We start from the raw sequence: 10,934 nt of genomic DNA, 5'->3' as shown, positions 1-10,934 counted from the left end.
CCGCTAGACCATCCACTGCGGCAACGCTTGCGACGTACTTCGACGCAGTCGCTCCGTCAGGCGGTTCTCGCTTTGCCTGTCTCGTAGAGCAGCAAACCGCGCGACTCGCACTGAGCCAGATACTCGGCAAGCTCGTTCGCGTGCTCAACGTCGCGGGCATCAATCGCCACCAGGCTTTGGGACGACCACTCCAGTAGCGCGCCCAAGGTGCTCAATCCTTGAACGACCTTCTCCTGCGTGCGCAGCATCAATGAGTCGAAGAAGGCCCGAAACACATATCGTCCTGATGGTTTCGCCACCTGCTCGACCATGTACGCCGAGTCGACCTGGACTAGATCTCCCAAGGCGAGGTCGTGGGCGAAGAACGGGATGCAACAGAGCTCGAAGTGTCGATCATCGATTCTCTTTGCCCACAGTTGCTCGGTCACGACGTCGGTGTCCGCCCCATCGATGGAGGTGGCGATGATGAAATCGGATTGAGAACGCCAAACCGGTTCACGATGCACCGCTTCACGACTTGGCACTTGCCACCTCCGCCACCATTCTGGCGGCGAACCCTCGACTTTCCGTGCACTCATGCGACGCCACGCCACGCCCCGAAGCCCGATGGCCTGCGCACGCCCAACCGTCACCGCTGTTCCGGAGCTCGCAGGCGAGACTGAACGCTGCCAAGGACGTTCTCAGGGAAGGCCATCGTCCACTTACGGAAGTAGCCCTCCGGACCCCCACTCTCGGAGACCATCCGCGACATGCCGTCCGTGACCGAAAAAGCAAGCTCGCTCAGCGAGACCGTCGACTCGAACCGCATTACCCCGGCGTCGTCGGAGTCATGCCAGCCATCGTCGAACCAGAGAATGCGCACGTCCACCAAGGCACCGGTTCGTTCGAATATCCACCGATACTCGCCTGGCTCCTCGAGCCATCTGCAGCGAGCTGTCGCGGCTCCCGTTTGCAGTTGCTCAACCGCCTCCAAGAGCTCCCGGGGTGCGTCGCCGATGTACGACGCTGTGATTCCGAGCGAGTCTTCGTGGTGCTGGATCGTTGCTTCAATCCACCCGAGGTGTACTAATCGGATGGTTAGCTTCACAGCTAAGATGCTATCGCCGCCATGGCCAAGTTCGTCCGACCCGCCATAGCCCCGACACCCCTAGACGCCCGCCGCCAGTCCGTTTGGATACCGGACGGGTCTCGCTGAGGGGTCGTTCTCCGGTACCGAACGAACGGCTCCAGCGGTCCTCGTACGCTGAGTGATCTCGATCACTCCACCGACAGTAGCTCGGCATCGAACCATACGTCCTCTTGTCCAGGAGCGAGCAGAACTCGCCATCCGGGAGGGAGGCCGAGAAATGGCACGATTTGCGGACACCAGTCAGCGACGTGTTCAACATGCAGAGGCTTGAAGAAGTCGTCCGCAGCAGGCAGGGCCTCGCCAGCCCAGATGTACCAGCCACATGTTCCATCGTGCTGAGGATGCCGAAGGGCGTTGATCGGCCAGATACCGGACAGGACAGTCGGGGAAATGCCGACAGTGCTGCCCGAACGCGGGAGGGATGGGACGACGCCGAGCCGCCCCAGAACGTCGTCAGCATCCGGTTCTGGCATGGCTCGAAGACTACCGGGCAGCCGCGGCAGCCCGCCCGCAAGCCGGTCCCCTACCGGTTCGTCTCGTCGCGGTGACGTATGGCCGGTGACGACGCGCGGGATGAGGCTTCCCGTATGAATGAACTACTGATCGGATACGCACGCGTGTCCACATACGAACAAGATCTCACCGCACAACGCGTCGCCCTCGAGCGGCTCGGGGTTGATCCCGCCTACATCTACACGGACCACGGGCTGACCGGAACCAACCGAGCACGACCAGGTCTCCGCGAAGCTCTCGCCGCGTGTCGCAACGGCGACACCCTGGTGGTGGCGAAGCTCGATCGGTTGGCACGGTCGCTTCGTGATGCCAGCGACATTGTGGACGAGCTCACCGCCAAGCACGTCAAACTCAGCATCGGCGGCTCTGTCCACGACCCGCTCGACCCAGTCGGGAGGCTGCTGTTCAACGTGCTCGCGATGGTGGCCGAGTTCGAATCCGATCTGATCCGAGCCCGCACCCGGGAAGGCATGCAGGTAGCGAAGGCGAAGGGCAGGCTCCGCGGCAAGCAGCCCAAACTCTCCCTCCCGCAGCAGCATCACCTGATGGAAGTGCACAACGCTGGTACGCACACCACCGCTGAGCTTGCCGAGCTGTTCAACGTCGCACGGTCGACCGTCTACAGAACTATTCAGCGACAGACACAGACAAGGACCGGCAAGTAGTTAAGGAACATCCGCGTTCCTGGGTTCCGACGAATCCCAGAACCCAAAGAAGCATTCGTCTAGGGCGGTAGCGTCCCGGAGGCTACCGCCCGCGTCTACTTCGTCAGTCGTCCTCTCACAATCGGCATGTGCGGGCGTAGTGGATTTCCGCAAGTGGATCCTCTTACGTGAATCGTCGCGCAGCGTGCGCCGCGGCGGGCTCAGAAGCCGAAGTCGCCGAAGAAGTCGCTTTCGCTAGCATCACTACTCATCTCGTCGGGTGCTGCCGTGTCGGCCGATGCGACCTGGCTGATGAAGTACGCGGTGGACAGGTCGGAGGCGATGGAGTAGCTGACAAACAGGTAGAACATGGAGTTCGGGTCGCCCCAGAGGGGATTGGCGCTGGCGTTGCCGAACAGGCGTTTGATGGATCCGGGCCGTCTTGTTTCCACGAGGGTTGCGGCGGTTGCGAGGGAGCCGGGCGTCGCGTCGACCGGCTTTTCGTCGTTTGCCGCGGCGCGTGCGACGAGCTGGTCGAACATGAGGTCGCGTTGGGCGTAGCTAAGTTTCGCGAACGCTTCCGAGTGGACCTGTTCTACCGTGTCGGGGCCGGCGTTGCGTAGGAGGTATTCGTAGCGTTGGACGGCGAGTTCGTCGTCTGTTCCTGGTTTCGGGGTGAAGGGTGCGGGTCCGGCCGGTTCGCGGCGCTTGCGGCCGAAGAGGGTGTCGATGATTCCCATGAGGTTCTCCGATATGTCGTAAAAGGCGCCCGCGTCGACCTGGGAGTGCGGATCGACGCGGGCGCGGGCGGGATGCTGAGTGGCGAGGGTGGTGGTTACCGGCGGGTGGGCTCTGTGGTGGCGATGTACTTCGGAACTGCGTAGAAGTACGGGCCGATGACGACGAATCCGGCGGTGTTGGCGAGGTATGCGTGGCTGATGAGGCCATTGACGCTCATGAAGCTCCATCCGCCGAACCAGCGGCGCAGTGCGGCGCTGATGTTGCTCTGCTTTTTGACGGTCTCGGGTGTGCTCTGCAGGCCGGCCTCGGTAAGGAGGTTGTGGAACTGCGGGAGGGTGAGGTCCTGGAATGCGTCTGCTGGGGCCTGGGCGGTGTTCTTGTCTGCCGCGGGGAGTGCGGCTTGGAGCTGGTTCATGAGAATCGGTTCTCGGATCTGGGTTGGTGTTGCTTGGCTGGTTTAGCTGTTGAAGGAGACGTTGCTGAGGGCGAGGGTGATGGGAACCCAGGACAGGTCGGGGGTGCGGTCCTCGTTGCGGATGTGCACGTACCGGAGTGTGGGCACCGGGAGTCCGTCGATGAGGTCGGTCTCCTGGATGTAGTGCGCGGTGGGGGAGTAGCCGTTCACGACGGGCTGGTAGTCCATGCGGCGGAGCAACCCGGCTTCGTTGAAGTAGTACAGCTCGACTTCGTTGTGCGCATCGATGGTCTTCGGGTAGGTGACCTGCAGGACCCGCCAGGTCTCGTCGCCTTCGGTCCACGGCTCGATCTCGTGAGCCTCGACACCGGGGAGGGTGAAGACGATGGGTTCGGCGAGGTAGTGCCATACGGCGTAGCTGCGGAAGTAGCCGGCCTGCGCGGCGGTCCACTTTGTCTCTGTCGTGTAGCCGTCGAAGCTGGCGCGCGGGTTCTCGAGCTCGTCGATGACCTTGCCGTCGGCGTCCATGATGACGACCTTGTCGGCCTTCTTGTAGTACTCGATCACTCGGCCGGTTTCGGGTTCGGTGTGGCGGATCCATTCCTGGTAGAGGTCCGCTTCGACGATCTCGGTGACGGCGAAGTCGGCGTTGCCCTTGAACTCCCAGAACGGGCCGCCGTAGTTGATGGTTGCCTTGACGGTCTTGAGGGAGTCCCAGCGGGCTTTGCCGCCATGAGCTTCGAGAACCTTTACGAGTAGTGCGTCCATGATGTTTACTCCTTATTTAGTAGTGCGTAGTCCTAAAGTAGCACTAACTAGTGCGTTTAGGGTAATCTTTTTTTATGAGCGAGCGAAGTTATGCAGATGAGTGCGGTGCAGCCCTGGCCTTGGATGCCGTCGGTGAGCGCTGGGCGTTGCTCATCGTGCGCGAGTTGATGTTCGGTCCGAAGCGATTCGCCGACCTTCGGTTGGGGCTTCCGCAAGCGAGTCAGAACGTGTTGAGTCAGCGGCTGAAGGAACTGGAAGGTGCCGGCGTCATTCAGAGGGTCAAGCTCGGCCCGCCGGCCAGAGCTCAGGTGTATGAGTTGACTTCGGCCGGCGTCGCACTGGAGCCGGCCGTCGTCGCACTGGCGCAGTGGGGTGCGCGTCTGGACGTGCACCACGGTTCCAAGATGAGTGCCGACTCCTTGGCGTTGCTCCTGAAGGCGCTCTACAGGCCTGCCGGGCCGTCCGCCGTGTCTGTCGCTCTCCAATTGGGCGATGACGAGTTCGCCATTCATCTCGACAGTGACGCGATCCAGATCAAGCGGGGCGCAGCGCGAGAACCCGACGCAGTGCTGCGGGGGACGGTGCAGAGTTGGTGGGATGTGCTCTTCGGCAGCGTCGACGTGGATGCTTCCCTCGATACCGGAGTAATCGAGATCACGGGTGACCGGGCAGCGGCCGACCAGTTCCTTGAATCATTCCCCGCACCTGGAATCTTCACGGGGACGGGATCGCTCGTGGATCGCGTAGCGGGTTGAGGGACGCTCCTGGGCCGCGCCGGGAGGCTACGACGCCGTGTCGGCGTCATCGGCTCCTGGGCTAAGCCAACCACGCGGTGGAAGGTGACGTTCACTCACCACAACTCCGGTGACGCGTCAAGGGCCTTGACGGCAAAGTCATTGTGTTGGGACTTTCCGACGGTTAGCCTGAATGCGGAGTTCTAAATTGTCCGAAGCATCCGGATCGACAGCTAGACCCACACCGGGGGCAGACTCAGCGGATCGAGACGACCAATGGTGACGGACAACGGGGATGATGTTGTCACGTTCGCGGGCGGGATCCTCGACCAACACCGACATGTGTGCGCTTTCGTCAACTGGCAGGACGAGGACCTCGCGGTGCTCGATTCCTTCGTACGCCAAGGGATCGATAGTGGAGACCGGATCGTCTATCTCGTCGATCCGGCTGACGTTGCCGAACCGATAAACCGTCTGCAGCACCTTGGGTACGACGCGGCCGACTTACTGAATCGTCGCCAATGCGAAGTGCAGAGTTGGGCTGACACCTATCTGAACGGTGGCCGGTTCAACCCGGACGCGATGCTCACCCTCCTCGATCGGATGTTCGACGATCGTGATTCGCCTCGCGTTCGGCTGGTCGCCAACATGGGCTGGGCCATCGGCGAACCAGGTTTCGCCGATCAGCTGATCGAATTTGAAGCTCGAGCCAACTTCGTCAACCTGCGTCGCCGTCATATCGCGATCTGTGCGTACGACACCGCCAAATTCGATGGTGCGCTCATTATCGACATCCTCCGTACTCATCCGATGGTGCTCGTCGGGGGTGTGCTGCAAGAGAACCCGTTCTTCGTGCCGCCTGCAGAGTTTCTACGCCAGAAGAATCTCCGTTAGACGGAATCGACGTCACCATGAACATGGAAACGACACTGGCCGACAACCTCTACGGCCGAGACGAAGGTGACGTCTCCGCGTCAGAGTCGAGGCGCTGGATGCGCGACTTGGGCGCACTCCTGGCTTTGCCGGCCATGTGGGTGGACCAGGATCCGATCGAAATCGTCACCGGTCTGCTGAGCGTCCTGTTCGGAATGCTGCAACTGGACGGCGTGTACGTTCGATTCGATGAACACCAACCGGCGCTTCTTGTAGAAGGGTGGCGACCGATCGGACCCAACGTCCCTGCCGAACTCCGCGACTTGAGCGCAACGAACTCGACACTGGTGTCCGGGGTGAAGACGATCGCCGTTCACTCTTCCGATCTGGGTGCGGTTCGCGTCGCCAGCCTGCAGATCGCGTTGCCCTGGGAAGCCGGCATCGTCCTTGTGTCGTCAGTGCGCACCGACTTCCCCACCGTCACGGAAACACATCTGCTCCGCGTGGCAGCGGGACAGGCGGCGATCGCCATCCACACCGCCCGCAGCCTCTTGAACGAACGCCAGAGCCGAACAGCAGCTGAGGTTAAGCTCGCCCGTCAAGCTGAAATCCTTCGGACTCTCATCGAGGACGTCGAGCCCTCGCTCACCTTGGTCGCAGACCGAATCCGGGATGCCGCTGCTGCCGTCGCCGAAGACGCGCCGCCCGGCGACCTCGAGTCGGCCGCGGCCACAACACAATCTCCCGTCCCCGTCCCCGTTCTCGGAGTCATTCATGTCAGCTCGCCGGGACTGCCGTTGACGCGACGGGAAACCGAGGTCCTGGGACTTCTCGCGCAAGGGCTCACCAATAAAGAGATCGCCGCGTTGATGTGGCTCAGCGACCGGACCGTGGAGCGTCACGTCACCAGCCTCTACCGGAAGATCGGCGTACGCCGCCGGAGCGAAGCCACTGCTTTTGCCCTCCGGCACGCGCTCATCTAACCGATCTGAACCCTCCGGTCATCAGGCTTCAAAGATGAGGGGTTCACGCCACTGGCCGTACTGCCGCCCGCTCATGCCGACGGACCCTACGGAAGACCGGCCGATGCGACAGGACGATATTGGTATTGCAGGTTGATCTGACCTGAGGGCGCAACCACCCAGGTGCCCTCACGCCGGACAGCTCGACGGACCACCCACCGTCCACAGCGACCAGCGACCCTGCGCGCTGCTCGTCCTGTCGAGCTGCTGTTCCCGTCCGCATCGTTGGACGGCTATCGAAAGGGGACCAGCGTGTCCCAGTACACAGCGCCCAATCTCCGCATCGACGGGCCGAACGGCAGCACCTACGCCTACCGAAGGTTCGGCCGAACCGGCACCACCCCCGTCATCTTCCTGCAACACTTCCGCGGCAACCTCGACGGCTGGGACCCCGACCTCGTCGACCCAATCTCCGCCGAGCGGGAAGTCGTTCTCTACGACCCGAGCGGTATCGGGCTTTCCACCGGTGCGATCCCCGATACCTTCCGCGACTTCGCCCGCGACGCACTCACGTTCATCGATACCCTCGGCTTCACCCAGGTGGACATCTTCGGCTTCTCCATCGGCGGGATGATCGCCCAGGAAGTCGCACTCCAACGGCCAGCGCTCATCCGCCGGCTGATCCTCGCCGGCACCGGCCCGGAAGGCGGCCGAAACATGCACGGCTGGACCGACATCCCCCGCGCCCATGCCATGAAAGACGAGCAAGGCGCCGAAGACATCCTCTACCTCTTCTTCGCCCCCACCCCCGACAGCCAAGCCAAAGGGGGTGAGTTCGTCGGCCGCATCTTCACCCGAACCGATGACCGCGACGCCCTCCCCAGCCTCGCCGTGCGTGACGCACAAGCAGCGGCCGCCATCGAATGGGGAATCAAGGACTACTCACGCTTGGCCCGCCTGGAGAACATCCTCCAGCCGACCCTCGTCGCCAACGGCGACAACGACATCATGGTGCCGACCGAGAACTCCTACCTCCTCGCCGGGCACCTCCCGAACGCCCGCCTCAGCATCTACCCCAACGCCAACCACGGGTTCCTGTTCCAATACCCCACTGAGTTCGCCGCAGAAGTGAACGCCTTCCTCTCCGAGTAGAAGGCACCGCCCACATACCGCCCAATGAAAAGAGCCCATCATGGATATGAAACTTGAAGTCGTCGTCATCCCAGTCAGCGATGTCGACCAGGCCAAGACCTTCTACGAATCACTTGGCTGGCGCCTCGACGCCGACTTCGCCGTCAGTGACGACTTCCGCGTCGTCCAGCTCACACCACCCGGATCGGAAGCCTCGATCATCTTCGGCACCGGCCTCACCACCGCCGCCCCGGGCTTCGTCCAAGGCCTCCAACTCACCGTCTACGACATCGAAGAAGCCCGCCAAGAACTCCTCGACCACGGCGCCGACGTCTCCGAGATCTTCCACGACGCCGGCGGAATCTTCCACCACGCCGGAACCGAACAGCGCCTCTCCGGACCGCACCCCGAACGCGCCGACTACGGCAGCTTCGCCAGCTTCGAAGACCCCGACGGAAACGGCTGGATGCTGCAGGAAATCAAGAAGCGGGCACCAGGGCGATGAACGACACCTCAACTCCGCTCACACCGGAAGCCACCCTCGCCTTGGTTCTCGACATCCTCAACGAGGCAGCCGAGGCACACGGAGTGCACGAAGCCACCGTCCTCGGCGGCGTCCACGACGTCGAATGGCCGCAGTGGTACGCCGATCACATGGTCGCCAACCTCGAAGCCCACGGATACCAGATCGTCGGCCCGACACCATGAACCAGCTCCCTGCCCACCAAAGCTCCCCGCTGGCAACGTCACCTCCCCGCCACACGGCTCCCGGAGATCCCGTGGCAGAGCGGTTGGTCAACCTCGACCAAGTCCGTCAGTACCAGCGACGGTTCAGCGCCGGCCACAACACGACGATCACCCCCGCCCAGATCGACGCCTACGAAAGACTCACTTCCGCTCAGTTCGACCTGCTCTACCGACAGGCATTCCCAGCACCCGCCGACCGTCCCCAACGACTTCGATCGGTTCTACGGACGCTGCTGCGGTACTTCTGCATCATCGGATGGGACCTGACCGCATCAGGGGTCGGCCAGGCAATCTTGGTGAACACCGGCTGCGGATACCTCGTGTTCCCTGCGTGCCAACCGCCCACGCCCACCTTCGGCAACACCTGACCGACACCCATCCCAGGAAGCGAAATCCAACATGGTTACCACCGAATACGACCTCATCGTCCTGGGCGCTGGATCCGCCGGCGAGAACGTCGCCGACTACGCCGTCCAAGGCGGCGTCACAGCTCTTCTCGTTGAAAGCGAACTCGTCGGAGGCGAATGCTCCTATTGGGCATGCATGCCGTCTAAGACGCTGCTCAGGTCCGCACAAGCACTCCGAGCCGCGCAGCATGTTGACGGAGCGGCCCAGGCGATCACCGGGACCATCGACGTGCAACACGTGCTGGACCGGCGAGACTCCTTCACCCATCACTGGTCCGACGCCAGCCAAGTCAGCTGGGCGGAAGGAGCCGGCATCGACGTCGTCCGAGGGATCGGCCGGATCAGCGCACCCAAGCAAATCACCGTCACCGCACCCGACGGAACCGCCACCACGTACACCGCACGGCACGCAGTCGCCGTAGCCGTAGGTTCCCGACCGCTCATACCTCCGATTGCCGGTCTCGTCGAAGCGCAACCCTGGACCAGCAGGGAAGCCACCAGCGTCAAACAGATCCCCACCCGGTTCGCAATCATCGGCGGGGGTGTCGTCGCAGCCGAGATGGCAACGGCGTACGCCGGACTGGGGTCAACGGTCACTCTCATCTCCCGCGGCGGATTGCTGGCCGGAATGGAACCTTTCGCCGGCGAAATGGTGCACCAGTGGATGCAGGAGCAAGGCATCCACGTCCTGCTGAACACGGAAACCACCGGCGTCACCAGACGGGATGGTGAAGTCACAATCACCACGAACGGCGGGGACACAATCATTGCTGACGAAGTCTTGATCGCCACCGGCCGCACCCCAGCCACCTCTGACATCGGGCTGGAAACCATCGGCCTCACACCGGGCGACTGGATGAGCACCGACGACACCCTTCGTGTCGACGGATATGACTGGCTCTACGCAGTCGGCGACGTCAACCATCGCGCCCTCCTCACCCACCAAGGTAAATATCAGGCACGGGCCGCGGGCAGCGTGATCGCCGCCCGCGCACTCGGCGAGACGATACTCGACGAGCCCTGGGGCGAGCACGTCGCGACTGCCGATCATCAAGCCGTGCCACAAGTTACGTTCACCGAACCCGAAGTCGCATCCGTCGGTCTCACCTCTGAAGCCGCCGCCAAGGCCGGCTACGAGACCCGTGTCATCGACTATGAGATCGGCTACCTCGCCGGATCCAGCGTCCGCGAAGACGACTACACGGGCACCGCCCGCATGGTCGTTGACGAGAAACGACAGAGGCTCCTCGGGGTCACATTCGTCGGTCCTGATGTCAGCGAACTCATCCAGACCGCCACCCTTGCAATCGTCGCCGACGTACCCATGGACCGACTTTGGCACATGGTCCCGGCCTACCCCACGGTCAACGAAATCTGGCTTCGTCTGCTGGAAACCTACGGCCGGCCAGCACACCACCTGCAAGACGAAGAACGCCAGCCGGCTTATCCCTCCGAAGCCGTCGCATAACCCTCATCGACATCACCTCCCCAGAGAGTTGGAACGAGACCATGCCCACCAAAATCACAGTCCTCTACGACAACCCAACTGACCCCGTCGAGTTCGAACGGGCATACGAGGCCAATGAGTTAGTCGAACTGGCCCGCAAGATGCCGGGGCTGGAGCGATTCGAAACATCCAAGATCTGGCCCAAGGAAGACGGGACACCGACTCCCGCCTACCGCCAGATCGACATGTACTTCTCCGACTACGCCTCCGCATCCGCTGCAGTCACCACCGCAGAGGCCGGTGCGCTCTTTCCGGCGCTAGGCGAACTGGCGACCGGTGGCGTCAAGTTCATGTTCATGGACGTCGAGGAATCGGAGCTCAACGCGGCCGCCCCCAATCGAGGCGCCAGCGCAGCCTGACGCA

The 10,934-nt window shown here is 62.5% G+C and carries 16 protein-coding genes; 10 read left to right on the top strand and 6 right to left on the bottom strand.

The window, feature by feature from the left end; translation table 11 throughout:
* Positions 1–56 precede the first annotated feature (56 nt).
* From ASC59_RS08505 to ASC59_RS17215, 3 genes are all read right to left on the bottom strand, one after another.
* Complete coding sequence (locus tag ASC59_RS08505) at positions 57–524, bottom strand: DUF4265 domain-containing protein (protein WP_162243181.1); 468 nt, start codon at positions 522–524, stop codon at positions 57–59.
* Positions 525–628: 104 nt separating this feature from the next.
* Positions 629–1,087 carry a hypothetical protein gene (locus tag ASC59_RS08500; protein ID WP_055820824.1) on the bottom strand — a complete coding sequence of 153 codons (459 nt, stop codon included), beginning with the start codon at positions 1,085–1,087 and terminating at the stop codon, positions 629–631.
* Between the two features lie 170 nt (positions 1,088–1,257).
* Positions 1,258–1,602: an immunity protein Imm33 domain-containing protein gene (locus ASC59_RS17215; protein ID WP_157487965.1), complete on the bottom strand. Its 345-nt coding sequence runs from the start codon at positions 1,600–1,602 to the stop codon at positions 1,258–1,260.
* A 114-nt stretch (positions 1,603–1,716) separates the two neighbouring features.
* Here ASC59_RS17215 and ASC59_RS08495 point away from each other — a divergent pair, with 114 nt between their 5' ends.
* Positions 1,717–2,307, top strand: coding sequence for a recombinase family protein (locus ASC59_RS08495; protein WP_055820821.1), 591 nt, complete (start codon positions 1,717–1,719; stop codon positions 2,305–2,307).
* 200 nt (positions 2,308–2,507) lie between these two features.
* On the opposite strand, the gene ASC59_RS08490 is transcribed toward ASC59_RS08495, so the two are convergent.
* The 3 genes from ASC59_RS08490 to ASC59_RS08480 all read right to left on the bottom strand — a co-directional run bounded on the left by ASC59_RS08490 (position 2,508) and on the right by ASC59_RS08480 (position 4,210).
* Positions 2,508–3,026, bottom strand: a complete 519-nt coding sequence (locus ASC59_RS08490; RefSeq protein WP_055820818.1) for a hypothetical protein — start codon at positions 3,024–3,026, stop codon at positions 2,508–2,510.
* Positions 3,027–3,121: 95 nt separating this feature from the next.
* A complete protein-coding gene (locus ASC59_RS08485) occupies positions 3,122–3,442 on the bottom strand; it encodes a hypothetical protein (RefSeq protein ID WP_055820815.1) in 321 nt (106 codons plus the stop codon).
* 42 nt (positions 3,443–3,484) lie between these two features.
* Positions 3,485–4,210 carry a hypothetical protein gene (locus ASC59_RS08480; RefSeq protein WP_055820810.1) on the bottom strand — a complete coding sequence of 242 codons (726 nt, stop codon included), beginning with the start codon at positions 4,208–4,210 and terminating at the stop codon, positions 3,485–3,487.
* Positions 4,211–4,284: 74 nt separating this feature from the next.
* On the opposite strand from ASC59_RS08480, the gene ASC59_RS08475 reads away from it, so the two are divergent.
* From ASC59_RS08475 to ASC59_RS08435, 9 genes are all read left to right on the top strand, one after another.
* Positions 4,285–4,965, top strand: a complete 681-nt coding sequence (locus ASC59_RS08475; RefSeq protein WP_055820807.1) for a winged helix-turn-helix transcriptional regulator — start codon at positions 4,285–4,287, stop codon at positions 4,963–4,965.
* Positions 4,966–5,220: 255 nt separating this feature from the next.
* Positions 5,221–5,838: an MEDS domain-containing protein gene (locus ASC59_RS08470; RefSeq protein WP_055820804.1), complete on the top strand. Its 618-nt coding sequence runs from the start codon at positions 5,221–5,223 to the stop codon at positions 5,836–5,838.
* A gap of 17 nt (positions 5,839–5,855) precedes the next feature.
* On the top strand, positions 5,856–6,800 hold the full coding sequence (locus ASC59_RS08465; protein ID WP_055820802.1) for a helix-turn-helix transcriptional regulator: 945 nt from the start codon (positions 5,856–5,858) through the stop codon (positions 6,798–6,800).
* 291 nt (positions 6,801–7,091) lie between these two features.
* A complete protein-coding gene (locus ASC59_RS08460; protein ID WP_200942355.1) occupies positions 7,092–7,931 on the top strand; it encodes an alpha/beta fold hydrolase in 840 nt (279 codons plus the stop codon).
* Between the two features lie 40 nt (positions 7,932–7,971).
* The gene (locus ASC59_RS08455) at positions 7,972–8,415 is read left to right on the top strand and encodes a VOC family protein (RefSeq protein WP_055820797.1); all 444 of its coding nucleotides are present in this window, start codon (positions 7,972–7,974) and stop codon (positions 8,413–8,415) included.
* Positions 8,412–8,618: a hypothetical protein gene (locus tag ASC59_RS08450; protein WP_055820794.1), complete on the top strand. Its 207-nt coding sequence runs from the start codon at positions 8,412–8,414 to the stop codon at positions 8,616–8,618. Before ASC59_RS08455 ends, ASC59_RS08450 begins: the two co-directional genes overlap by 4 nt.
* Before the next feature lie 71 nt (positions 8,619–8,689).
* On the top strand, positions 8,690–9,025 hold the full coding sequence (locus ASC59_RS08445) for a hypothetical protein (RefSeq protein WP_055820791.1): 336 nt from the start codon (positions 8,690–8,692) through the stop codon (positions 9,023–9,025).
* Between the two features lie 31 nt (positions 9,026–9,056).
* On the top strand, positions 9,057–10,532 hold the full coding sequence (locus ASC59_RS08440) for a dihydrolipoyl dehydrogenase family protein (RefSeq protein WP_055820788.1): 1,476 nt from the start codon (positions 9,057–9,059) through the stop codon (positions 10,530–10,532).
* A gap of 41 nt (positions 10,533–10,573) precedes the next feature.
* The gene (locus tag ASC59_RS08435) at positions 10,574–10,930 is read left to right on the top strand and encodes an EthD family reductase (protein WP_055820785.1); all 357 of its coding nucleotides are present in this window, start codon (positions 10,574–10,576) and stop codon (positions 10,928–10,930) included.
* Positions 10,931–10,934 lie beyond the last annotated feature (4 nt).

The sequence above is a fragment of the Leifsonia sp. Root1293 genome, from assembly GCF_001425325.1.
Classification (GTDB): Bacteria; Actinomycetota; Actinomycetes; order Actinomycetales; family Microbacteriaceae; genus Orlajensenia.
The sequence above is the reverse complement of the archived record's forward strand: the minus strand, read 5'-3'. Positions and strand labels throughout refer to the sequence as shown.